Source organism: Fusobacterium ulcerans ATCC 49185 (assembly GCF_900683735.1).
Classification (GTDB): Bacteria; Fusobacteriota; Fusobacteriia; order Fusobacteriales; family Fusobacteriaceae; genus Fusobacterium_A; species Fusobacterium_A ulcerans_A.
In genome coordinates this window covers 618,614-644,799 of record NZ_LR215979.1, presented here as the reverse complement: position 1 = coordinate 644,799, position 26,186 = coordinate 618,614, and the positions used below count along the sequence as shown (strand labels likewise).

Below are 26,186 nucleotides of genomic sequence, written 5' to 3'. Positions count from 1 at the left end.
CACAGTTTAGTGTTCTGAGCTGTGGCTTTTTTATTTTATAAAAATATCAAAAACATGTTTTTATATATTAAAATTATCTTGAGGGAGGAAAAAATGTCAGAAAACACTACTAGAAGAAAACTTACAATACCACATACTTATGTAATAATTGGAATCATTCTTGTTATTTTAACTGTTTTAACTTATATCATACCAGCAGGTACTTATGAAAGAGCTGTAGACCCAGTTTTAAATAGAACTATGGTTGTTCAAGGATCATTTAAGTATATTGAGCAGACTCCTGTTTCTCCTTTTCATATGTTTATGGCAGTTGTAGAAGGATTGGTTTCTACTGCTGATATTATATTTTTTATCTTTTTTGCTTATGGATTTGTATATCTTTTAATAAAAACAGGAGCTTTTTATGGTTCTCTTGGTGCTCTTATTAAAAAATTTCATGGTAAAGAAACTATGATTTTTCCTATCTTTATGATAGTATTTGGAATCTGTGGATCTACTTTTGGTCTTTATGAAGAAACTTATGGACTGCTTCCAGCATTTATGGGAATATCTGTAGCTTTAGGATATGATGCTCTTGTTGGAGGAGCTGCAGTTATACTTGGTACAGCTACTGGATTTGCTGCTGCTACACTTAATCCCTTCACAATTGGAATAGCACAAGGAATAGCTGAACTTCCAATAGGGTCTGGAATTGGATTGAGAATCGTATGTTTTATAGTTTTTCAAGGAACTGCAATTATTTATCTTATGCTTTATGCAAGAAAAGTGAGACTTCATCCTGAATTATCTATAGTTAAAGATGTTAAATTTAATTTCTCTAATGGTATGAATCGTGAAGAGATGGAAAAACTTCCTTTCACTGGAAAACACAAACTTATCATGATGCTTTTTGTTGTAACTATAGCTATGCTGGTATATGGTACAAGTCAACTTGGATGGTATTTAAATGAACTTTCAACTTTGTTTTTTATCATGATGATAATAACTGGACTCGTTGGAGGATATAATTTCAGCCAAATTGCTTCCCTTTTTATAGAATCAGTTTCTGATGTTATCTTTGGGGCATTAGCAGTTGGAGTAGCAAGATCCCTTACTATAGTAATGGAAAATGGGCATATTATTGATACAATAATCAATTTCATGGCTAGTACACTTGCTACTATGCCTAAAACTGTTGCTGCTATTGGAATGGTTGTTGTACAAAACTTTATTAATTTCTTTATTCCATCTGGCTCAGGACAGGCAGCTACATCTATGCCTATTATGGCTCCTTTGGCTGATGCTATTGGACTTACAAGACAGACAGCTGTACTTGCATTCCAATTTGGAGATGGGTTCTCAAATATGTTCTGGCCTACATCAGCAGCCACTGTATGTGGACTTATGAGTCTTCCAATAGAGAAATGGTATAGATTTATTACACCATTATTTCTATTTATGTTCCTGCTGCAAGTTGTATTTATGGTTATAGCAGTGGCAATTAATTATGGACCTTTTTAATATTTAACATATATGAAGGGGCTGTCTCCATGGCAGCCTTTTTACTTATATCTTTACTTTTTTATAAATTTAAATTCCCTTTTCCCATCATATTTTTAACAGTTCATTTTTAAATTTCTCCTCTGATTTATTTTCTCTCATACTTTTCTAAACTTGCTTAATTATAAAAATAAGGAAGCTGATTTTATCCAACTTCCCAAATATGTATTATTTCCCTATAAAATCCATAAATTCTTTTTCATTTCCTTCTGGATCTTTTATATATAGTTCATATCCATGATTCTTTGAATATTTTATCAATCCTGTCATAACAATAGATAATGAATCTTCCAATCTATCCTTGTCACCTTTTATAGCTAAAAATGTTTCTATAATAATTTTTTCACTATCTACTACAATTTTCTTCCCCTGTACTTTCAAACTTGCTGTTTCTTTGATATATCTTTCCATTTTTCCATGAAAATCTGTGTCTGGACATGCTGCTGCTATTCTTGCCAAAAGTAAAAACAAAAGTATTACCTTTTTTAATAATTTCATTAAGTATCTCCTCCTGATGTTTCATTTTTTTGTATTTCATTATACCATTTAATTTTTATAATTCAATTTTCTTTTCTAGGAATATAAAAAGTGTTGATACCCTTTTAGTATCAACACCAAGTATTATACAACTATATTTACTATTTTATTTTTGTTTTTAATTTATTTAAGTGTTGACTCATAAGAATAATATACACATTTAGCATTTTCATATCCATGCCTTACTATTAAATCAAAGTCTTTTTCACTAGGCTTGAATAAAGTTGTTGGATAATTTTTCAATTTTTCGCTTTCCTCTTTACCTAAACATTCTTTTAAAAGTTTCTCTTTTACTTTTTCATCTATTATTCCTCTAGCAGTTATTTTTTCAGCCGAATTTCCAATTTTTAAACACATACCTGATTTTTTATTAATTATAAAATCAACAAAATTTCTCAATCTTAATCCAGCAACCTGATCCATATCTATATCCACCAGTCTTTTTATATCTGTCAGCTTTCCAAATAAATTTTTACTTGGTTTTGTAAATTCCTCTGTTCCTGCTGAAGCATCACTTACAATACAGAAATTTATTCCCTTTCTGCATTCTCCACCATTATCTGGTTTATATAGAGCTTCTATTCCAAGATTGTCATATACTCCTCCATCCCAAAGGTGAATTTTATCTGCTGGTAATTTTACCTCTTCTCCTTCATAATTTTTCCAGATATATTTATCAGTTTTTACTTCTGTCATTCCTATTAGTATGGGGAATCCAGCTGAAGCAGCTACTGCTTCTGCAATAGGAAAATTGCTGCCATCAAAATATCCTATTTTATAGTCTCCACATCTTTTTTGACTGAAACGGAAACATTTTCCAGTTTCAAAAGTTGTACAGTTTATATACCATGCTGGTTTTTCAGATAATTCTTTAATTATTCCATCCATTTTCCAGTATTTTTTCATAGTTTTAGCAAGAGATTCTGCCTTGCTTTCAAATAGTTTCTTTATATCCCATCCTTCAAGAGTTTTTCCAAAAGCTCCAAATGTTACATCTTTATCTAAAATCTTTTTCTTTATTTCAGGAAGTACTTTTTCAAGATATTCCTTGCTTGAAGGCCACTTCATATTATTTGATGAATAGACTAATCCAGCACCAATACTCCCCCCAGATACTGTTGATACATGTTCAATATTTTCTAGAAGCTCCATTTCAGCCAGCCATTTTAATATTCCCAAATGAAAAAGAGTAGCTCTCATACCTCCACCTGATAATGCAAGCCCTATTTTTATTTCTTTTTTATCCATACATTTCCCTCCATTGAACAGAATATTTTGCTTATGCTATTGTATTACTCTATTTCCATTTATTTGTCAATGCCTATAAAAAATAATCTTTAAATAATATTATTTTTGAAATAAAATCCAATAAATTATGCTATATTATAAACTTACAAAAAAAGAACAGCTAAACCTGTTAAAGCTTTTAACTGTTCCATTTTATATAATTATTAGATTTTACTTACATCAAATACATCTAGCTTGTCCTCTTCTATATGTCCATCCTGCATTCTAAGAATAGCATTAATTGTATCAAGAGCTGTTAATACATCCACTCCATACTCTATTGCTGTTCTTCTCATTTTAAATCCATCTCTTTGAGCATCATTTGCCTTTGTTGGTGTATTTATTAATAGATCTACTTCTCTATTTTTTAATACATCTGAAATGTTTGGCGATGGTTCATCTATTTTATTTACTACTGTTGCTTCTACTCCATTTTCTGCTAGGAATTTTTGTGTTCCACTTGTTGCAAATAGGATTGATCCATGTGCAATTAAGCTCTTAGCAATTGGTAAAAATTCATCTTTATCTTTATCTCTGATAGTTACCAGTATTTTTCTGTCTTTGATAAGGTGCACTCTGTTAGCTCCAAGTAGCCCTTTATAGATAGCTTCATCTACATTGTTTCCTACTCCCAATACCTCTCCTGTTGATCTCATTTCTGGTCCTAATGATACCTCTACACTTGATAGTTTTTCTGTTGAGAATACTGGTACTTTTACTGCTACTACATTTGGCTTCTTGTAGATTCCTGTTCCATATGCCATATCTTTTAGTTTTTCTCCAAGTGCTACTCTTGTTGCTATTTCAATAGCTGGTACTCCTGATACTTTTGAGATATATGGAACTGTTCTTGATGATCTTGGGTTTACTTCTATTACATAAAGTTTATTTTCATATGCGATAAACTGAATATTCATCATACCTTTTACTTCAAGAGCTTTTGCTATTCTCTTAGTTATTTCTAAAAGTTCAGCTTCAGTTCCTTCGTATAGATTCTGTTGAGGATAAATAGTAATTGAGTCTCCTGAGTGAACTCCAGCTCTTTCTAAATGCTCCATTACTCCTGGTATTAAGATATCTTCTCCATCACAGATAGCATCTACTTCTAATTCGATTCCATTTAGATATTTATCTATCAACACTGGATTTGATGGATCTCTGTCAAATGATGCTTCTAGGTATTTTACCAGATTATATTCATCGTGACATATTTCCATTCCCTGTCCACCTAGTACATATGATGGTCTTACCAGCACTGGATAGTTTATTTCATTTGCTATTTCTATTCCATGCTCTACATCCCATACTGCTCTTCCTTTTGGTCTAGCAATATCAAGCTCTTCCATCATTTCTTCGAATCTTTCTCTGTCTTCTGCTTCATCTATTTTATCTGCACTTGTTCCTATTACTTTGATTCCTCTATCGCTCAAATCATTTGCTAATTTGATTGCTGTCTGTCCTCCAAATTGAAGTATTACTCCCTCTGGTTTCTCTTTTTCAAGGATATTCATTATATCTTCTGTTACTAATGGTTCAAAGTATAGTTTGTCTGCTGTTGAGAAGTCTGTTGATACTGTCTCTGGGTTATTGTTTATTATGATGCTTTCTATTCCCAGTTTCTTTAATGTTTTTACTGCATGAACTGTACAGTAGTCAAATTCTATTCCCTGTCCAATTCTGATTGGTCCTGATCCTATTACCACTATTTTTCTTTTATTAGATACTTCTACCTCATCATATTGATCATATGTTGAATAAAAATATGATGAATCAGCTGCAAATTCTCCAGCACAAGTATCAACCATTTTATATACTGGCTCTATGTGGAAATATTTTCTTTTTCTTTCAATATCTTTTTCAGTAACTCCCATTAAAGATGCAATTCCTTTGTCTGAGAATCCTTTCTTTTTAAGATTTCTTAAATATGTTTCATCTAAATTTTTAAATTCTGTATCTTTTAAAATTTCTTCCTGTTTAACAATCCATTCTATTTTTTCCATGAAGAATTTATCTATTCCAGTTATCTTTTGTAATTTTTCTTTGATGTATCCTCTTCTAAGCATTTCTGCCACTATGAAGATTCTCTCATCATCTGGTTTTACAACTGCTGCTTTTAACTCTTCCATAGTCATCTTTTGAGCTACTGGATGCTCTAAGTTGTATCTTCCTATTTCAAGTGATCTGATACCTTTTAAGAATGCAGCTTCAAAGTTATTTCCTATTGCCATAACTTCCCCTGTTGCCATCATTTTTGTACCAAGTTTTTTATCAGCCTTTTTAAATTTATCAAACGGCCATTTAGGTATTTTTACAACTATATAGTCAAGAGCTGGCTCAAAACAAGCAAAAGTTTTTCCAGTTACTTCATTTTTTACTTCATCTAACAGGTATCCTAGAGATAATCTTGTAGCTACCCTTGCAATAGGATATCCTGTTGCTTTAGAAGCTAGTGCTGATGATCTTGATACTCTTGGGTTGATTTCTATTATTGCATATTCAAATGATTTTGGGTGAAGAGAGAATTGTACGTTGCATCCTCCAATAACTCCAATTTCATTTACTATTTTAATAGCAGAAGTTCTAAGCATTTGGTATTCTCTATCTGATAAAGTTTGAGAAGGAGCAACAACTATTGAGTCTCCTGTATGAATTCCTACTGGGTCAATATTTTCCATATTACATACTGTAATACAGTTTCCATCTTTATCTCTTATTACTTCATATTCTATCTCTTTCCAACCAAGAATAGATTTTTCAATAAGCACCTGTTTTACTCTAGACAGAGCCAGTCCTTTCATAAGGATATCTTCAAGCTCTTTTGGATTATATGCAAATCCTCCACCAGTTCCTCCAAGTGTATAAGCAGGTCTTACTACTACTGGATACCCTATTTCTCTAGCTACTCTGAAACCATCTTCAAGGTTTTCTACTATTTTACTTTGAATAATAGGCTCTCCTATTTTTTCCATAGCTTCTCTGAATAGTTCTCTGTCTTCTCCTCTTTTGATAGATTCGATAGGAGTTCCGATTACTTTTACTCCATATTTTTCAAGAATACCTTTTTCAGATAGTTCAACAGCCATATTTAATGCTGTCTGTCCTCCCATTCCAGCAAGAATAGAGTCTGGTCTCTCTTTAGCTATTACTTTTTCAACAAAGTCTGCTGTGATTGGTTCTATATATATTCTGTCAGCTACTGCTTTATCTGTCATTATTGTTGCTGGGTTAGAGTTGATCAGTACAACTTCTATTCCCTCTTTTTTCAGAGTCTCACAAGCCTGAGTTCCTGAATAGTCAAACTCTGCTGCCTGTCCTATTATGATTGGCCCTGAACCTATAACTAATGTCTTTTTTATAGACTTATCTAACATTTTATTCCTCCCTCAAACTTTAAATTAACCTTCTATAACTTGTAAGAAATCATCAAACAGATAATCAGAATCAGATGGTCCAGGCCAAGCTTCTGGATGGTACTGTACACACATTATTTTCAATTCGCTGCTTTTCATTCCCTCAATAGAATTATCGTTCAGGTTTATATGAGTTACTTTCATAGCCTCTGGTACATTATCCACTACATAACCATGGTTTTGTGAAGTTATGAATATCTTATTTTTCTCTAAATCTTTAACTGGATGATTGCATCCTCTGTGACCATATTTTAATTTAGTAGTAGATCCTCCAAGTGCCCATGCCAGAAGCTGATGTCCAAGACATATTGCAACTATTGGAAGTTTTCCTACCATTTTCTTTATTTCATTTATTACTTCTGTAAGATCAGCTGGGTCTCCTGGTCCATTTGAAAGGAACAATCCATCAAGATCATATTTAATTATCTCTTCAGCAGTTGTGTTCCAAGGAAAAACTACCATATGACAATCTCTCTTTTTAAAACTTCTAAGGATATTTCTTTTGATTCCAAAATCCATTACCCCTATTCTTTTTCCAGTACCTGGTATTTCATATATCTCTTTTGTACTTACTTTGCTTACTGCATCTTTGTTGCAGAATTTTTCAAAGTGTTCATCTATCTCTTTTTGAGTCAGGTCTTGAGAAGTGATTATAGCTCTCATAGCTCCCTCTTCTCTTATTATCTTTGTAAGCTGTCTTGTATCTACACCTTTGAATGCCACAACTTTATTTTGTCTCAAGAATCCATCTAAAGTCATCTCGCATCTAAAGTTATTTGGAAGTTTTGCATCTTCTTTAATAACAAACCCTTTTAAATGTATTTTAGAAGACTCCATGTCCTCTAGATTTATTCCATAATTTCCTATCATAGGATATGTCATTACTACTATCTGCCCACAATAAGAAGGATCTGTTAAAAGCTCCTGGTACCCTGTCATTCCTGTATTAAAAACAAGTTCTCCAACAGTTTCCCCTAACTCTCCAAAAATCTTTCCTTCAAAACTCATACCATTTTCAAGAATAAGCTTTCCTTTCATTTGACCTCCCGTAATTTAAAAGTTTCCCTAAAAAAAAAGATATAACAGTTTGTCATATCTTTTTTTAAGATAAATATATATGAATTAATTTTAAAGACAATATTCCTGTAAAAACTTTAGAAATAAATGTAAAAAAGTAGAAAAGAGAATCCTTTATCTTCTTTAACGATAATTTTTTTATTCTTTCCATTCCCTTACCTCCTTTTTTTACTAAAAGAAAGTATATCTATTTTTTCAGATTATGTCAAGAGTTTTTTGATAATATCCATTTTTAATTTTTTTCTGACTTTTTTTTATGCATTTTTTACAAAATATTAAAAAAATATAAATTTTTTCAGTTTCTTGTATTGACTATTCATCATTTATGTGATAATAAAATATCGGGAGGTGCATCATGGATTTTATAATTATCACAAATAACAACAAGGTTTATAATTTTTACAAAGAAACAAATGATATTTTTTATTTTCAAAAAAAAGATTTTCTAGATCTTTTAGAGATAGTGAAAGAAGAAATTTATAAAGGTCATAAACTTCTTTCTGACCCTATCATGTATAATCTAGAAAATTCTGAGAATCCATATAAATCTATTGCTGTTTCTAAAAATACTTTTTCAGATGATGGAAGTCAAAAAAAACTAATAGATGGAGTAATCAGTATAGCTAAAAAAATCCCTAACAGAAAAAACTTTTCTGAATTTTCTGAAACTACTTTAGAAGAATTTAGATTCATTGACTTAAATCTTTTAACTGATGGAATTAAAGATTTTAGCTATTAATCATTGGGAGGTAGATTGTGGTTCAATTTTATTTCAAAAGAATCCTTGAAAAAATAAATTTCAATTTCATTCCTGTTTTCGATTTAGAAGAGAGTTCTGTTTATGGTTATAAAATCATAAAAGACTTTTCTCTAATAGGATTCAATGACAAAGATCTCATGTATCAAATGGCCTTTGAAGATGATACATTTGAAACTCTTGTTTTAAAGCTTCTTGAAAAGTCGTTTCAAATGGCTATTGAAAACAATTATATCGATAAGAAGCTTTTCTATACTTTAAGATTGAATTATGTCTTGGACAATAGTATATTCTTTGATAGAATACATACTTTGGTATCCTCACTCAATCTCAATGAAAGTAATATTATCTTTGATATAAAAGGAATAACAAATTGGGAAAAGTTTTATGAAGAAACTAAAAATTGTAAATTTGAATATCTTAAGCTCTACAAAGCAGACAAAGATATTCCTATTAATTTAAACATTGTTGCTCAGGAAAAACCAGAACTTATTGAAATCAGAGATACTCAAAACTTTATACTTATAAAAGAATATTTAGATAATAATATTAAGATAATTTTCAATACAAATACTAATTCTTCTTTAACAAAAGAAGAATTAAAAGAAATAGGAGTAAACTATCATTATTACTTTAATAAGAATAAACAATTTGATGAAACTGAACTTTAACATCAAACTAATAAAAAAACCTAATTCAAGAAATTATTGTATTAATAACTATTGAATCAGGCTTTTTTTATTTTTTATTTACTTTTTATCTTCTACCCATTTTACAAGACTCTCTCTTGTTCTTTCAACTATTTCATCATAATCTAGCTTCTCAGGAGATATTTTTTTAAAAAATTTAATTTCTATTTTAGAAGCTTTAGGAAATTTAGTATTTGCAGGAAAAGCTTCAAATGCTCCTCTTATTCCAAATGGTATAACAGGTATATTAAGTTCCTTTGCTAAAATAGCAAAGGCCTTTTTAAATTCCAGCATCTTTCCATCTCTTGTTCTAGCTCCTTCTGGAAATATAACAACACTCTTTCCATCTCTCAATACTTTAGCCATTGTCTGAAGCACTTCACCAAGATTTTTATTTATATCTACAAGAATAACATTGGAATTTTCTCCAAGTTTTTTCATATATCCTTTAGAGAAATGCTTTACTTTTGCAAGATAATATATACTTTTAAGTATTTTTGATGGAACTGAATGATTAAATATAAAAGCATCTAAAAGACTTTGATGGTTTCCAGCATAAATAACTGGCTCTGTTGTTAGATTTTCCAATCCATTTTTTTGTATTCTTAAATATAATTTGAAAGGAAGCCATGTAAAAAATTTCCCAATCATTGTTACTATATTTGATTTAGGCAACTCTGCTTCTACATCTTTATTCAAATAATCTTTCCAGTTAATTTCTTCAATCTTTTCATCACTTCTATTTTCTTTTACAAATTCAGCTAGCTTTTCTACAGTTGGATTATCAAGAATTATATTCTCTGCTCCTTTTACCCCAAAATTGCTCTCTAAATAAGTTAAAAGCTCTACCATATCTAAAGAATCCATTCCCAAATCAAGTTCTATATGAGCTGTTGGAGATACTGGTCTATTTTTCACTTTTATCAAATAATCTTTTATGGAAGTATATTCTTCATATTTAGGTTCTTCTATTTGAAGACTTTCTGTTTCCTTCTCTTTTAACATATCAGCTATCATAAATCTTCTTATTTTACCTATTTTTGTTTTAGGCATTTCTTCCTGTACAATTCTTATATCAAGTATTTTTCTATAGTTAGGAGCTTTTCCATTATATGAATCAATGACTCCCCATTTCAATGTTTCTTTTATATTTGTTACTTTTTCATCATATATTTTTTGAAAATTAGGATATATTACTGCTGTGAGTACAGAATCAATCTCTGCTATAACTATTTCCTGAATAAGATTTGTTTTATTCATTATCTGCTGCTCTATTTCTATTGGATTAATATTTTTTCCATTTGATAAAACAATCATTTCCTTTTTTCTTCCAGTTACATAAAGAAAACTATCTTTTATTTCACCTAAATCTCCTGTATGTATCCATCCTTCATTATCAATTGTTTCAGCAGTTTCTTCAGGTTTATTGTAATATCCCTTCATTACATTTCTGCCTCTGGCAATAATCTCTCCATCATCTGCTATTTTGGCTTCTATTCCTGGAAGTATTCTTCCTGCTGATCCTGGCCTTATCTCATTTAATGGTGTAAATGAAATCATTGGAGAAGTTTCAGTCATCCCATACCCTTCACATACTTTTAATCCAAGTGTAAGAAAATCTTTTGAAACTCTTGGATCAAGTTTTGAACCACCTGATACAAAAAATCTTACATTTCCACCAAAATTATCATGCACCTTTTTAAATATTTTTTTGCTGAAAGATATACTGTCTACTTTTTCGCACAATTTAAAAATAAATTTAGTTATTTTTCCTGCATTTATTTTTTCCATTATCTTTTGATGAAGCATTTCCCATAATCTAGGTACTCCAATCATCATAGTCACTTTATGAATCTGAAAAGCATCTATCATAGCTTGTGAAGACATTTCTTTAAGAAATATAATTGTAGCTCCTTTAGCTAATGGAACAACTCCTGAACCTAATAATGGAAATATATGATGCAATGGAAGAAGTGCCAATACAATATCCTCTTTGATAAACATATTATATTTATCTAATCCCTCTATATTAACAAGTATATTATCAAACTTCAGCATTACTCCCTTAGGTTTTCCAGTAGTTCCAGAGGTATACAGCATTAAAGCTATATTTTCAGGTTCTGGTGAATTGAGAACAAGTTCATCTGTTACTTCATAATCTTCAACCTCATCTACAACTACTATTTTTAAATTTTTTCCAGTTATTTCCAAAGCTTTTTTTACATTTGAAAGATTATTTTGTGATGTATAAATATATTTTGAATCAGAATCTTCTATATAGTAAACGAGTTCATCTCCTGACAAACTTGAATCAAGACATACACATGTTCCTGATTTATCCCAAACTCCCAAAAATGAATAGAGAAATTCTGGTCTATTTTCCATATAAATAATGACTCTATCTTCATTTTCAATTAAAACCTGTGAAGAAAAAATCTTAGCTTTAGTTATCATTTCTTTATAGCTTATATTTCTTCCTTCATATATTATCGCTGTCTTATTATAATCCCTTACGAATTCCAACTTATCCCCCTAAATATTTTAATCGTTTAGCACAATTATAGCATATTTTATAATTTTAGACAATTAAAACAGTCCCCCTGTATATATTCTAAATATATGTTAATTCAACATTTAAAATCATTATTTTACTAAAAACACTAAATAATGAACTTATTCTTATTTCTTTTATATTTTTTAAATATTCTGGAATAAACACTTTTATTCCATTTATATCTTTTATAATATATTTTATCTCGCTTTGTGAAATATTAACTGTATCCTTTATGAATTCACCCTGAATTACATCTTGACATCCTGCTCATCCAAAGCTCTGTATCTCTTTTTTTAATATTATTCCATTAAAATTATTTTTTTTCATATACTTTAAAACTTTTTCTTTTATTTCTATCAAATTTTTCCTCCTTTCAAAATTTAGTATTTTCTTAAATTTTATCATATTTTTGTATTAATTCAATATAAAAAATTTGCATAAAAAACAACATTTAAAAATAAAATTTCATTTTTAAAATATATAAAATTTTATTATTCAATTAAAGGGTTTACATATCTTTAAATATGTATTATAATGAACTGTTAATACTTTATAACTTTAAAGGAGAATGTGATGGGAAGATTAGTTGGAACTATTTCTAGAGGACTTCGTGCACCTATTATTCATCAAGGTGACAAAATTGAAGATTTCGTGGTTGATGCAGTGTTAGCTGCTGTTGAAAGCGATGGTATTACATTAAGAAACAAGGACATTGTTGCTGTTACAGAATCTATAGTTGCCAGAGCTCAAGGAAATTATGCTACTACTGATGATATTGCAGCAGATGTAAAAAATAAATATGGAGATAATACTATTGGTGTTATTTTCCCAATTTTAAGTCGTAACAGATTTTCTGTATGCTTAAAAGGAATAGCTAAAGGAGCTAAAAAAATTGTTCTTATGTTTAGTTATCCATCTGATGAAGTTGGCAATCACTTCATAGATATGGAACTTTTAGATGAAAAAGGAGTAAATCCTTGGAGCGATATTCTTAATGAGGCTGAATTTACTGAAAAATTTGGAAAACCTCTTCATGAATTTACTGGTGTAAATTATATTGAATATTATTCTGAGTTAATTAAAGAACAAGGAACAGAAGTAGAAGTAATATTTGCTAATAATCCTACTGCTATTTTAAATTACACTGATTGCGTTTTAAACTGTGATATCCATACCCGTTTCAGAACTAGAAAATTATTAAAAAAAGCTGGGGCAAAAATAGTATTTGGTATGGATGAAATCCTTACTTCTTCTCTAAATGGAAGTGGATATAATGAAGATTATGGATTATTAGGATCTAATAAAGCTACTGAGGATACTATAAAACTTTTCCCTCGTGATTGTAAGGACACCGTTCTTACTATTCAAAAAATGTTTTTAGATAAAACAGGAAAAAATATTGAGGTAATGGTATATGGAGATGGAGCATTTAAAGACCCAGTTGGAAAAATATGGGAACTTGCTGACCCTGTAGTTTCTCCTGGATATACTCCCGGTTTAGAAGGAACTCCTAATGAAATAAAATTAAAATACCTTGCTGATAATGATCTTGCTGGACTTACTGGCGAAGAATTGACTAAAGCAGTTGCTGAAGCTATAAAAAATAAAGATTCTGATCTTAAAGGACAGATGATAACTCAAGGAACTACTCCTAGAAGACTTACAGACCTTATAGGTTCGCTATGTGATCTAACTTCTGGAAGTGGAGATAAAGGAACTCCTATCATTTTAATTCAAGGATATTTTGATAACTACATAGATAACTAATAATAAAAAAAGCTGAGTAACATTTAAAAAAATGTTTTACTCAGCTCTCTTTTTTGTATAATATAGTTACCACCCTAATTATACAAAGGAGACATACATGCAAATCAAACATATTATCTCTAAAATCAATATAACAAATCTTTTAGGTAAAATCAAGAAATATTTTAAAAATGAGCATTTTGAGGATGTTAAACAGACTATTCAAAAATTCTTAGCTTGTTCTATTGATAAATCTTTTCTCTCTCTTCAATGCCCTAATTGTCATGATGCGCATAAAATTAAAGTTACTTGTAAATCTAGATTTTGTCCTTCCTGCGGTAAACGTTATTCTGCTGTTTGAACTGAAAAAACTTCCACTTCTCTTATTGATGTTAAACATAGAAGTGTCCTTTTTACTATTCCTGAAGAACTTAGAATGTTTTTCTTCTATGATAGAGATCTTTTAACTAAGCTTGCTTATGCTGTTAATGATGTTTTTAAATATCAATTTCATAACATTAAAGCAAAAAATCAAAGAATTCATAAAATTTCAAAATATTCTTCTAAATACTTTACTAACTCAGATATCATTCATTATGGATTGATTACTGTTATTCACACCTTTGGACGCGATCTTAAATGGAACCCTCATATTCATGCTATTGTTACTTTAGGTGGTTTCAATAAAAACTACCAATTTCTTGAAAAAAAATATTTTCATGTCAATTCCATTGCTGGACAATGGAAAAAAATGGTTATTGATATTGTTAAATCTGGAAATTATGACAAGCCTGAAATTAAAGCTAAAGCTTATGCTGCTGCTAACTACCTTTATCGCAAAAATACAAGATTCTTTTTCAATGTTGCAAAAAATGATTTAAATAATAATATTTATGCAATTAAATATATTGGCAGATATCTAGCAAGAGCTCCTATCGCAGAATATAAAATTATTGATTTTTATGATAATAAGGTTACTTTCTATTATGAAAGTCTTGCTGATGATAAACAAAGAATTGAGCTTACTTTAGATGCAGAAACATTTCTTTCCAAATTAATTATTCACATTCCCCCTAAACATTTCAAAATGATTAGGCGCTTTGGAATCTATTCTAGAAATATTAAATCAGAACTTAAAAACATCATGAAATTCATGAGAAAATATGTCTCTAAATATTCCAATTTTACTTTTTATCAACTTGAAATATGGAAAGCTTTTGGAGTAAATCCTTTTTATTGTTTTAAATGTAATACCAGAATGAAAGTTAAAAAAATATCATATTTTAATATACATACAGGCTCCATTTGCTGGAAAGAATATCGCTAAATAGCTGATTAACAATCAGCTTTTTTGTGCTGTCAATTTTAATCTTATTCAATTAATATATCTAGTATGAATACAAAATAATTAATATTTTTTATTTTTTCAACAAATTTATCAAATTATAATTTCCTAAGAAATAAAATTAAAAGAGATTAGCTGAAAAAATTTTTTCAGCCAATCTCTTTTTTTATTATATTATTATTTTATTAACCATAACTCTATTTCATCCTTACTTTTTTCAACTATTTCTTCCACTGTCAATCCTTCTGGCATCACCTTATCAAAAAATTTTATAGATATTGGCATCATACTAGGAAATCTTTGCCCATAAGGCATAGCTTCATATGCACCTTTTATTCCAAATGGAACAACTGGTATATTCAATTCCTTAGAAAGAATAGCAAAAGTCTTTTTGAAATCTTGTATCTCTCCATCTCTTGTTCTTGCTCCCTCTGGAAATATAACAAGATTTTTTCCTTCTTTCAATACCTTTGCGCTTACTTGTAAAGTTTCTTTCAGATTTTTATTTATATCTATAATAAGAACATTTCCTCTTTCCGCCAGATATTTTCTTAAAGGTGAATCAAAATGCACTATTGTTCCAAGATAATATGTATCCTTCATCTTGGCAGAAGATATTGCCTGATTAAAAATAAGAGCATCTAGAAAACTCTGATGATTTCCAACATATATTGCAGGTTCTGAAAGTATTTTATCCTGACCCTCTTTTTTAAGACTAAAGTATATACTGAATAATGGTTTAAATATAAATCTCATAAACTTTCCTACCCATGCTGATCTAGGAAGCTTGATGTCTATATCTTGATTAAGGATAGTTTTCCAGTCTACTTCATTATCACTGAATTCTCCTCCTCTTTCCTTAACAAATTTAGCCATATCCAATACATTTTTTATATCAGTAAACTCTTCTTCTGTTATTTTTATTCCAAAACTCATTTCTATAAAAGATAGTATTTCTACTATATCCAGTGAATCTAATCCTAAATCAAGTTCTAAATGAGCATCAGGAGTAACTTCCACATTATAATTTTTCTCTATATAATCTTTTAAAGTTTTATATTCAGATTTAAATTCCTGAGGAATTACTATTTCCTTTTTTATATCAGCTTTTGAATTTTCTTCATTCCCATCTTCTATTGCTTGTCCTGCAAGAAAATCATTCAGCATAAATCTTCTTACTTTTCCGAGTTTAGTTTTTGGAAGTTCATCTTTTACAATTTTTATTTCAAGTATTTTTCTGTATTTAGGAGCTGTAACATTATATTTATCTATTATCTCCCATTTTAATGTTTCTTTTATATTAGTTATCTTTCTATGTTTTATAAGGTCAAAATCTGGATATACAACTGCCATCAAATGATTATTATATTCCATAACAGCTATCTCTTTTATAAGATCTGTTCCTTTGAATATTTCACTTTCAATATCACTTGGGTTAATATTTTTTCCATTTGAAAGAACAATCATTTCTTTTTTTCTTCCAATAATAGTCAGATAATTATTTTCTAATTTACCAAGATCCCCTGTATGAAACCATCCCTCATCATCTATTACTTCAGCTGTTGCTTTAGGATTATTATAGTACCCTTTCATTACATTGGTACCTTTTACAAGAACCTCTCCATCTTCAGCTATTTTTACTTCTATATCTGGTATAAGTTCTCCTACTGTTCCAGGTTTTATTCTATGAGGATTATTGAATGAAATAATTGGAGAAGTTTCAGTAAGTCCGTATCCTTCCATCAATGGCAGACCAAGAGTAAGATAATCTCTGGCAATCTCAGTATCTAATTTGGCTCCTCCTGATGCCATTACCCTTAATGATCCACCTAATTCATCATTAACTTTTTTAAATACTAGTCTGCTAAGTGCACGACTATTTATCTTCTGACACAATTTGAATAATTTTTTAATTATCCAGCTTTTGTTTATCTGCCCCATTATAGCTTTATGAAGCATTTCCCACACTCTAGGGACTCCAATTATTACAGTTATTTTATAATCTTTCAGGGCTTTTTTTAAGGCTTCTGAAGACATTTCATCTAATATTACAACCAAAGTTCCAAAATACATAGTCATAAGTAAATTTATATTTAATGGAAATATATGATGATATGGAAGTATAGCAAGTATTCTGTCAGTTTCATCTACCAGTTCTATTGCTTTTATAGCATTTATATTAGATAAAAGATTATTATATGTAAGCATTACACCTTTAGGATTTCCAGTTGTTCCAGAAGTATACAGCAAAAGAGCTACATCTTCTACATCATCTATATTTACTTCATAATCAGTTGGTATAAAATTTTCTGGCACTACTATCTCATCTACATTTATTACTTCTATTTCTTTTCCATATTTCTCTTTAGCTTCTATAACATTTTTATAATTCTTATTAGTTGCATAAATATATTGAGGTTTTGCATCTTCAAATACATAAAGAAGTTGTTCTGCTGTATAACCTGCATCTAATACAACTCCTATTCCTTTTGAATTCCATACAGAAAAAAGTGCTTCTATTATCTCAGGTCTATTTTCTATATATACAACAACTTTATCACCTTTTTTTATTTTTAATAATGTGGAATAATACTTTATTCCTGTTATTAGCTCCTTATATGAATATTCTCTATCCTTATATATAATAGCTGCTTTTCCCCTGTCATGTAAAAAATTCATTACTGCCTCCTGTTGTCAGAGATATCTTACAGATTATCTATCATCTCTTCCAATTGTTTTCTATCTTTATTATTTAAATCTATTCCAGATTTTAGTTTTTTTAAAACTTCACTTTCTTGTGCACTCATGCTTTTTTCCAAAACCTTTATAAGCATTTTTACATAAAAATTCATACTCATCTCCTTTTATCCTTTGAGGATATATCCCACTCCTCTTACTGTATATATTAATTTATCTTTGTGATCTTTATCTATTTTTCCTCTCAAATGAGTCATATATACATCTACTATATTGGTATTACTTGTAAAGTTTATACTCCATATTTTTTCTTTTATCATTGTTCTACTGAGAACAAGATTTTTGTTTCTCACCAAATATTCAAGAAGAGAAAATTCTTTATATGTAAGCTCTATAAGTCTGTCTCCTCTTCTCACCTCTCTTGTAAGGAAGTTTATTGATAAGTCTTTTATTGTAATTACATTATTTCCTGCAGCAGAGCTTTTTACACTTCTTCTTATCACTGCTCTTATTCTTCCTAAAAGTTCTATAAAAGAAAAAGGTTTGACTATATAGTCATCAGCTCCTGCATCTAGAGCCTCTACTTTTTTCTCTATTTTATCTTCAGAAGATATGAAGATTATCCCTGATTCGATATTCTCCTTTCTTATTTTCTCACATAATTCTATTCCTGTTTTATCTCCAATTATAGTATCAAGTATTATAAGCTCATAATTACCAGATACTGCATGATAATAGGCATCTTCCCAGTCAGAACTATCCTCTGCTGAATACCCTGCTTCTTTTAACCCTTTTTTCAAATATTTTTTTATATCTATATCTTTTTGCACTATAAGAATATTCATTTATTCCACCTTTTATGTATGGATAATATTGTAAATAGAAAGATAATTAAGAACACTTCCTCCTATTACAAACATATGCCATATAGAATGAGCAAATTTAAGTTTTTTCATTGCATAAAATATTACTCCTACTGTATAAACAACTCCTCCTGTTACAAGAAGATTCAAAGAAACAGGACTTAAAGAATTTTTAAGATCTTTAAATACAAATACTACTATCCATCCCATAACTATATATAATAAAGTAGAAATAATTTTAAATCTTCCAACAAAGAATATTTTAAATATTATACCTAAAAAAGTCAATCCCCATTGTACTGCAAAAAGTATCCATCTGCTTTTACCTTCAACTACAGTAAGAAGATAAGGTGTGTATGATGCAGATATCAATACATATATTGCCGAATGATCAAGTATCTTGAATATTTTTTTTGCTTTTCCTTCTTCCAGCAAATGATAAGTTCCAGACATAACATACATAAGAATAAGAGCAGCTCCAAATATAGAAGAACCTACTATATAATTTGAATATCCTGTTCTAACTGCATGCACTATTAATGTGACACACCCCGCTATTGCCATTCCTGCACCTATATAATGAGTTATAAAGTTAAATTTTTCTTCTAATTTATTGTAATCCATATTACTCAGCTCCTTTCAAAAAATATAACCATCCTTTTTTAAGTATTTTCTTTTTTATATTATATCATATTTTAAATCCAACTTTTCAAAATAAATCAGCTCTAAGATTTATATATTTTCTATATAAACCTAGTTTCTATATTTTTTTATTTTACATTATACCATAAAAATCATAAAAGGGATATTGTTCTTTCAACCAATACCCCTAATAGTCTTTTAATGTATTTTTTTCATACTAATATAAAGCAATATGTCCATCTGTTCTAGGTTCAGTTCCTCCTACAAGAACTCCATTTTCCATTCTCCAGATGATCTCTCCTCTTCCCATCATAAGTGGATCATAAAGAACTTTTATATCATGTCCCATAGCTGCAAGCTCATATGCTATATGCTCAGGAACTCCATGTTCAAGTTCTATATTTTTCTTTCCTACCCATTGCCATCTTGGTGCATCTAATGCTGCCTGTGGATTCATTAGGAAATCTACTGTATTAGTTACTACCTGTACATGTCCTTGCGGCTGCATAAATCCTCCCATTACTCCAAATGGGCCTACAGCTTTTCCATCTTTTCCAAGGAATCCAGGAATTATTGTATGATATGGTCTTTTTGCTGGTCCTACACAGTTTGCACTTTCAAGGTCAAGGTTAAAGTTATTTCCTCTGTTATGAAGAGCTATTCCTGTTCCTGGTACTACCATTCCAGAACCAAATCCCATATAGTTGCTTTGAATATATGATATCATATTTCCTTCATTATCTGCTGCTGCAAGATATACAGTTCCTCCACAGAATGGATCTCCTGCTTCTGGCATTATTGCTGTATTTCCTATAAGTTTTGCTCTATCCTCTGCATATGCTTTAGATAGCAGCTGCTCAACTGTTACTTTCATAAATCTAGGATCAGCTACATATTTTTGTACATCTACAAATGCAAGTTTCATTGCTTCTATCATTGTATGATATGATCTTACTGTTTCTCTCGCTTCAAACTGGAATCTATCAAGAATATTAAGTGCCATAAGAGCGCTTATTCCATGTCCATTTGGTGGAAGTTCATAAACATCATATCCATGATATTTTACAGAAATAGGTTCTACCCATTCTGCTTCAAACTCCTCTAAGTCATCTTTTCTAAGGTATCCATTATATTTTTTAGAGAATGCATCTATTTTATCTGCAAGCTCTCCTTTGTAGAAAGCATCTGCATAAGTATCACCTATCATTTCCAAAGTATCTGCATGATCAGGAAGTCTTACTATATCTCCTATCTCAGGACATTTTCCATCTTGAGTAAAAGTATCAAACCAAGGTTTAAATTCTTCTCCCTCTTCTTTTCCAAAGTTAACAGCTGCTTTCTTCCAAAGTTTAGCAACATTTACAGGTACAGCATACCCTTCTCTTGCTAACTTTACAGCTGGAGCTACAACTTCACTTAAAGGAAGTTTTCCAAATTTCTTGCTTAATTCTGCCCAAGCTTTAGGTATTCCAGGTACATTTACAGGAATAAATCCATATTTAGGCATCTCTTTCAATCCTTTGTTTAAAAGGTCTTGAGCTTCAATAAGCTTTGGTGAAGGACCGCTGGCATTAAGTCCATACATTTTATTATTTACACTAAGGATAGCAAATCCATCTCCACCTATTCCATTACCTGTAGGCTCTACAACAGTAAGAGCAGCAGCAGTGGCAATAGCAGCATCGATTGCGTTTCCTCCTTTTTTTAGTATTTCAAGTCCAGCCTGTGCAGCAAGTGGAGATCCAGTTGCCACCATACCATTTTTAGCATACATCACATTTCTTCTTGATGGATATGGATAAATAGTAGAATCAAATTTTAACATCTTATTCCTCCCTAATATTCATAATTATATGTTATTAAAAAATTAAAGCATTTTAACAAATTCTCCTGCTACAATTACTGATAATGTAGTTACAGAAGCCAGTCCAGCAACAACATATGCAGGTGTAAGTTTTGACATTATAAACTCATGTTCTTCTTCATCTTCTGCCACAGCAGTAGCTATCTCATTACAAATAAGATAAGTTGCTGGGAATCCCAAAAGCTGAGCAACAACTATACCCATAGCCAAATTTTTAGACCCAACAAGTTTCCATATTGGAAGTATTTGTGTAAATACATATAGCCCAATCATTGTTGCACCAAATATAACTATCAGATAATATCCCATAACTATCAGATCATCAAATTTTATCTTAGCAAGCGAAGGAATAATCTGAGCAAATGTCAGCATTGAGAAGAAACCAGACATTTTACCTCTATCAAGTATTCTTGGTGGAATTATTCCTAAATATGCAAGTACAGCAGCTATAACCAATGACCAGATAGTAGCTCCAACCCCAGTGTACTTAGCAAGTATTGATGCAAAATAACAGCATATAGCTGTTACTGCAAAACATACATAAACAGTAAAATACTTATCATATTTTTTATACCATTCTTTTTTTACTTCTTCTTTTTTCTCCTTTCCCCCAGAGACTATTATTTTTTCTCCATCAGCTTTTTTCAGTCTGTAATCTGCTATTATTACTTTCGCTTCTCTTAAACCAAAAAATGATGCTGGTGGTGTTCCAACAAATTTTTGAATAGCATAAGCAAATGTACCAAAAGCTGCTGCTGTTACAAATCCTTTTTCAAGAGCTCCATTTACCATGATATTTGTAGCAACAATCCCCCCGTTTAATACAGGAATACTAACTATAGCCACTTCTTTTCCTACAATTGGCATTACAAGGAAAACTGCAATACAAGTTATTACCATTCCTATGAAAGCCATTAAAACAGTTTTCCATTCCTCTATCAACTGTTTTACATTTACCATACTTCCCATATGGAATACTAATATAGGACTTGCTAAAGTTGCTACTTTGTCTAATTGCGCTTTTGCAATTAGATCTGAAGGTATAATCCCTGTCATAAACAAGATAAGAAATCCCATCAAAGCAATGAATACTGATGAAAGTTTAGCTTTTGTTGCAACTCCTAAAATGTCTCCAATTGCAAATAAGCCAGCTACAATACTAAGCATCAAAAATTTTTCCATTTCTACTTCCCCCTTGTAGATTTATTAATACTTTTACAAAAAAGTATTTACTAAGATATACCTTGAAAAATATATTTTTACAAATATAATTTCTATATCATAATAATGCATCTCTTATATTTTTCGTATACAATATATTATTTTTAGTATACAAAACTTAACAGTAATAAAATATTGGTGTAAATTTACTATGAAATAAAAAAAAATGGAATTTATTTCCATTCTTTTTTTATTTTTATATAGATATTTTATCAAAAGTTTTTACAACATACTCAGCTGCATTATCTAAATGCTCTTCTAAAGCAAGGTAGATTTTATCATTATTTTTTTCTTTTAAAGCTAATATTATTTTTTCATGCTCATCAACTGTTTCCTGCATATTGGGATTTGTTTTCTTAAATATGTTCATATAAAATGATAATTCAGAAAGTATTTTTAAAGATAATTCCTTTTTAGATAACGAATAAAGATAATTATCAAATTCTTCCAACGTTTCTGAAAATTTTGCAAGATTATTAGTAGTAGTATATTTTTGACTTTTTGCTATTATTTTTTCAACTTTTTTTATATGTTTATCTGTCATTATATCTTTTATTTCTTTATATATTATGTATTCAAGTTCTAGTCTTATCTCATATATTTCTTTTACTTTATTTGAATCAAACTTTTTTAGAAACACACCTTTAAAAGGTATTCTTTCAATTATCCCCATCATTTCTAATTTACTTAATGCTTCTCTCAAGGGTGTTCTGCTTATATTATATCTGATAGAGTATTCATTTTCATTTATCTTTTCTCCAAATTTTATATTACCATTTATAATATCATTCTTTAATGCTTCAAATACAAGTGTTCTTCTATCCATAACCTCTATAGCATTTTCTCTCATATGTTACACTCCTTAATAAAATTTACCCAAAAATTGATTCTCCCACAATAATTTTATCATACTTTTTCTTTTTAATCTAGGATTTCAAATTAAATTCTACTAAAAAAATCAATAATAATAAAATATTTTCAAATTTTACATATTTTTTTATATATCTAATAATCCACAAAATATACTTTATAAAAAATTATATGCTATATAGAATAATTTTTGAGTCATTGTCATTTTTTCCAAACAACAATTTTTTAGATATATTATCTACATTTTAAATATTAAAATAAATCAAAAAAAATTAAAATAATACATTTATATCAAAAAAAGTATTGACAAATCACTGATTATCTATTAAACTTTGTTTAAGAAATCGTATACAATATTCTAAAATTAAAAAAGTTGTATACAATCTTTAAAGGGCATATATTAAATTAAAATGGGGGGTTATCTTTATGGAAAACCAAGCAAAAAAGGTTTCATCTGGTCAGGCTATGCTTATTCTTATTATTTCGATACTTGTTATCATATTAGGAATAAAAGTTGTTAAGGCACCTACTGCTATTATTTTATTATTTGGAGGAGTTATCACTGTTATAATTTCTACTATCTTTGGAATTGAATATTCTAATATCCAAAGTGATATAGTGAAAACTATAACTACTATGGCTGTTCCTATCCTTATTGTTCTATCTGTTGGAGTTTTAGTTGGGGCATGGATGATTTCTGGAACTGTTCCTCTTATGATATACTATGGAATGAAAGTTCTTAGTCCAAGTCTTTTCTTGGTAATGGTATGTATAATTTGTACATTAATGTCAGTTATGGCTGGAACATCTTGGGGAACAATAAGTACCGTTGGTATTGCATTTATGGGAGTTGCTGTTGGATTGGGAATATCTTTACCTTTAACAGCTGGAGCTGTTGTTAGTGGAGCTATCTTCGGAGATAAACTTTCACCTTTGTCTGATTCTACTGTACTTTCAGCAGCAGTTTGTGAAGTTAATCTTTTAGAGGCAATAAAGCATTCTTTTAAAACAACTTTACCTGCATTTATAGTAGCATTGATAATGTATTTTGTGATTGGTCTTCAATATAAAGATGGAGTTATTGGTGGAGAAAGTTATGATCTTATTATGGGAACTCTGGAAAAAACATTTACATTAAATCCATTGTTACTAATTCCACCAGTATTGGTTTTAGTCCTTATTATCATGAAAAAACCTACATTACCAGTATTTACTATTGGAATTATTGCTGGTGGTATTTTAGCTATGATATTCCAAGGTTCTTCATTAAATCAGGTAGCAGGAGCTCTTTCTAATGGATATACTGCTAAAACTGGTGTAGCTATTGTTGATAAAATGCTTGTTAGAGGTGGACTGAACAGTATGCTTAGTACAGTTGCTCTTCTTATAGCTTCAGCTATATTTGGTGCTCCATTGAGAACAGCAGGAGTTGTTGATATTCTGCTTGAAAAAATAACTAACATAGCTAAAACTGGTAAATCAATGATGGTTGGAGTATTTATTTTACACTCTCTATTCTTTACAATAACTGGAAGTTACTATGTAACTTATTCAGTTCTTGGGCAAATGGTAAGAGGTTTATTTGATTCTTATGGATTAAAAAGAAAAAATTTAGCTAGAATACTTTTAGATACAGGTACTGGATTTGCTCCAATTGTTCCATGGAGTGTTACAGGTGTGTTTGTTGCAACTACTCTTGGAGTAAAAACAATGGATTTTATTCTATATGCTCCAGTCACTTATTTAAGTATAATAATTTCTTTTATCTATGTAATTACAGGATTCACTATTGAAAAAGTTGATGGGAATAAACAATAAAAAATTAATTTTAAGGCAGAGAAATAACAGACAGGGGAAAAGCATCAGTGCTTAAAAAATAAAAAGAATAAAACTTAAAACTAAACCTAAAAAATAAACTATATTGGGGGTTAATATTATGATAAATGAAAATTTGATCAAAGAGTACTGGTATGATATGATAAAAATCAGAAGCATTACTGGAGAAGAAGCAAAGCTTGCTGAATATGTTTCTGAAAAATTAAAAGAATTTGGACTTGAACCTAAAATGAGTTATTATGAAGGGGATAAAGAAAAACAAAGTCCCTCTGTATATGCTGTTTTAGATAGTGGAAAACCTGGTCCTAGAGTTATGCTTATTGGTCATATAGATACAGTAAAAGTAGCAAATGGATGGAATACTGATCCTTTTACTCCCACTGAAGATGGAGATAGAACATATGGTCTTGGTGCTATGGATATGAAAGGTGGACTTGCTGCTATTCTTGCTACTGCAAAATACTATTCAGAAAATAAAGATAAATTTACTGGAGAACTTGTTCTTGCTTTTGTATCAGATGAAGAAAATCTTTCTAAAGGAACTTATCAATTAGTTAATGAAGGATTAAGTGCTGATATGGCTATAATGGCTGAATGCAGGTTTGACAATATGGCTATTGGTTTTAGAGGAAGATACAGCATTGAAGTTACTGTATCTGGAAAGGCTGCTCATGCTAGTCATTATCCAAATGTTGGAGAAAATGCTCTTATCTCTGGAAGTAAGCTAGCAATAGCTATAGAAGAACTTCCTACTATTATCCATCCAACTCTTGGTGGAGGAACTTGGGTAGTAAGAAGTATAGAGGGTGGAGTAAAAAATGCTCTTATAGTTCCTGAAAAATGTGATCTATTCATAGACAGATACACTGTTCCTGGAGAAACTTATGAAGTTTGTGAAAAACAAATACTAGAGGCTGCTGAAAAATTAGGATTAGCTGGTAAAGTAGATGTAAGGTTAAAACCTAGAAACTCAGCATATATGGAACCATTTGCATTAGAAGAATCTCATATATTAGTTCAAACTGTAAAAGAAACATTCAAAGAAGTAACTGGTAATGAAATCAGAATAGAATTTGACAAATCAGTTTGTGACTCTAACATATTAGCTAACTCTTTAGATATTCCTACAGTAACTTTTGGACCTTCTGGAGGAAATATGCATGGAGCTAATGAATATGGACATATCCATCAAGTACTTGCTGCCACAGAAATTTATATAAAAACAGTTTCAAAGCTTTCAAAATAATCATTA

General features: G+C 30.0%; 20 protein-coding genes and 1 pseudogene. 8 read left to right on the top strand and 13 right to left on the bottom strand.

Annotated features, from left to right (window positions below; all coding sequences use genetic code 11):
* The first annotated feature begins 93 nt into the window (after positions 1-93).
* Positions 94-1,500 carry a YfcC family protein gene (locus E0E45_RS02915; RefSeq protein ID WP_130889773.1) on the top strand — a complete coding sequence of 469 codons (1,407 nt, stop codon included), beginning with the start codon at positions 94-96 and terminating at the stop codon, positions 1,498-1,500.
* A gap of 207 nt (positions 1,501-1,707) precedes the next feature.
* Here the strand turns inward: E0E45_RS02915 and E0E45_RS02910 are convergent, their stop codons facing one another.
* From E0E45_RS02910 to E0E45_RS17990, 5 genes are all read right to left on the bottom strand, one after another.
* A complete protein-coding gene (locus tag E0E45_RS02910; RefSeq protein ID WP_130889772.1) occupies positions 1,708-2,037 on the bottom strand; it encodes a hypothetical protein in 330 nt (109 codons plus the stop codon).
* A 162-nt stretch (positions 2,038-2,199) separates the two neighbouring features.
* Positions 2,200-3,324 carry a patatin-like phospholipase family protein gene (locus tag E0E45_RS02905; protein WP_130889771.1) on the bottom strand — a complete coding sequence of 375 codons (1,125 nt, stop codon included), beginning with the start codon at positions 3,322-3,324 and terminating at the stop codon, positions 2,200-2,202.
* A 203-nt stretch (positions 3,325-3,527) separates the two neighbouring features.
* Complete coding sequence (carB, locus tag E0E45_RS02900) at positions 3,528-6,734, bottom strand: carbamoyl-phosphate synthase large subunit (RefSeq protein WP_130889770.1); 3,207 nt, start codon at positions 6,732-6,734, stop codon at positions 3,528-3,530.
* A gap of 24 nt (positions 6,735-6,758) precedes the next feature.
* Entirely contained in the window at positions 6,759-7,811 is a 1,053-nt protein-coding gene (locus tag E0E45_RS02895; RefSeq protein WP_130889769.1) for a carbamoyl phosphate synthase small subunit, read from the bottom strand.
* Positions 7,812-7,875: 64 nt separating this feature from the next.
* On the bottom strand, positions 7,876-8,001 hold the full coding sequence (locus E0E45_RS17990) for a hypothetical protein (RefSeq protein ID WP_269472027.1): 126 nt from the start codon (positions 7,999-8,001) through the stop codon (positions 7,876-7,878).
* Positions 8,002-8,205: 204 nt separating this feature from the next.
* Between E0E45_RS17990 and E0E45_RS02890 the strand changes: the two genes are divergently transcribed.
* Together E0E45_RS02890 and E0E45_RS02885 are read left to right on the top strand one after the other, a co-directional pair.
* Positions 8,206-8,589, top strand: a complete 384-nt coding sequence (locus E0E45_RS02890; protein ID WP_130889768.1) for a GrdX family protein — start codon at positions 8,206-8,208, stop codon at positions 8,587-8,589.
* Positions 8,590-8,606: 17 nt separating this feature from the next.
* Positions 8,607-9,278 (top strand): hypothetical protein, encoded by a 672-nt coding sequence (locus tag E0E45_RS02885; RefSeq protein WP_130889767.1) that lies wholly within the window; start codon positions 8,607-8,609, stop codon positions 9,276-9,278.
* A 78-nt stretch (positions 9,279-9,356) separates the two neighbouring features.
* Here E0E45_RS02885 and E0E45_RS02880 read toward each other — a convergent pair whose 3' ends face one another.
* Positions 9,357-11,819, bottom strand: coding sequence for an AMP-binding protein (locus E0E45_RS02880; RefSeq protein WP_130889766.1), 2,463 nt, complete (start codon positions 11,817-11,819; stop codon positions 9,357-9,359).
* A 604-nt stretch (positions 11,820-12,423) separates the two neighbouring features.
* On the opposite strand from E0E45_RS02880, the gene E0E45_RS02875 reads away from it, so the two are divergent.
* From E0E45_RS02875 to E0E45_RS02865, 3 genes and pseudogenes are all read left to right on the top strand, one after another.
* The gene (locus E0E45_RS02875; RefSeq protein ID WP_130889765.1) at positions 12,424-13,617 is read left to right on the top strand and encodes a coenzyme F420-0:L-glutamate ligase; all 1,194 of its coding nucleotides are present in this window, start codon (positions 12,424-12,426) and stop codon (positions 13,615-13,617) included.
* Positions 13,618-13,714: 97 nt separating this feature from the next.
* Positions 13,715-13,957, top strand: a complete 243-nt coding sequence (locus tag E0E45_RS02870) for a transposase zinc-binding domain-containing protein (protein ID WP_130889764.1) — start codon at positions 13,715-13,717, stop codon at positions 13,955-13,957.
* A gap of 15 nt (positions 13,958-13,972) precedes the next feature.
* Positions 13,973-14,923, top strand: a pseudogene (locus tag E0E45_RS02865) (IS91 family transposase); the annotation flags it as partial.
* A 195-nt stretch (positions 14,924-15,118) separates the two neighbouring features.
* Here the strand turns inward: E0E45_RS02865 and E0E45_RS02860 are convergent.
* The 7 genes from E0E45_RS02860 to E0E45_RS02835 all read right to left on the bottom strand — a co-directional run bounded on the left by E0E45_RS02860 (position 15,119) and on the right by E0E45_RS02835 (position 23,078).
* A complete protein-coding gene (locus E0E45_RS02860) occupies positions 15,119-17,620 on the bottom strand; it encodes an AMP-binding protein (protein ID WP_130889763.1) in 2,502 nt (833 codons plus the stop codon).
* 26 nt (positions 17,621-17,646) lie between these two features.
* A complete protein-coding gene (locus E0E45_RS17540; RefSeq protein ID WP_005951366.1) occupies positions 17,647-17,793 on the bottom strand; it encodes a hypothetical protein in 147 nt (48 codons plus the stop codon).
* Positions 17,794-17,805: 12 nt separating this feature from the next.
* Positions 17,806-18,483, bottom strand: coding sequence for a response regulator transcription factor (locus E0E45_RS02855; RefSeq protein WP_130889762.1), 678 nt, complete (start codon positions 18,481-18,483; stop codon positions 17,806-17,808).
* A 12-nt stretch (positions 18,484-18,495) separates the two neighbouring features.
* Positions 18,496-19,125 carry a PAQR family membrane homeostasis protein TrhA gene (gene trhA / locus E0E45_RS02850; protein WP_130889761.1) on the bottom strand — a complete coding sequence of 210 codons (630 nt, stop codon included), beginning with the start codon at positions 19,123-19,125 and terminating at the stop codon, positions 18,496-18,498.
* 235 nt (positions 19,126-19,360) lie between these two features.
* The gene (ggt, locus tag E0E45_RS02845) at positions 19,361-20,968 is read right to left on the bottom strand and encodes a gamma-glutamyltransferase (protein WP_130889466.1); all 1,608 of its coding nucleotides are present in this window, start codon (positions 20,966-20,968) and stop codon (positions 19,361-19,363) included.
* 42 nt (positions 20,969-21,010) lie between these two features.
* Positions 21,011-22,189: a hypothetical protein gene (locus E0E45_RS02840; protein WP_130889760.1), complete on the bottom strand. Its 1,179-nt coding sequence runs from the start codon at positions 22,187-22,189 to the stop codon at positions 21,011-21,013.
* A gap of 235 nt (positions 22,190-22,424) precedes the next feature.
* Positions 22,425-23,078: a GntR family transcriptional regulator gene (locus E0E45_RS02835; protein WP_130889759.1), complete on the bottom strand. Its 654-nt coding sequence runs from the start codon at positions 23,076-23,078 to the stop codon at positions 22,425-22,427.
* Positions 23,079-23,524: 446 nt separating this feature from the next.
* Here E0E45_RS02835 and nhaC point away from each other — a divergent pair, with 446 nt between their 5' ends.
* Positions 23,525-24,916, top strand: a complete 1,392-nt coding sequence (nhaC, locus tag E0E45_RS02830) for a Na+/H+ antiporter NhaC (RefSeq protein WP_130889758.1) — start codon at positions 23,525-23,527, stop codon at positions 24,914-24,916.
* Positions 24,917-25,034: 118 nt separating this feature from the next.
* Complete coding sequence (locus E0E45_RS02825) at positions 25,035-26,180, top strand: M20 family metallopeptidase (RefSeq protein WP_130889757.1); 1,146 nt, start codon at positions 25,035-25,037, stop codon at positions 26,178-26,180.
* The last annotated feature ends 6 nt before the right edge of the window (positions 26,181-26,186 follow it).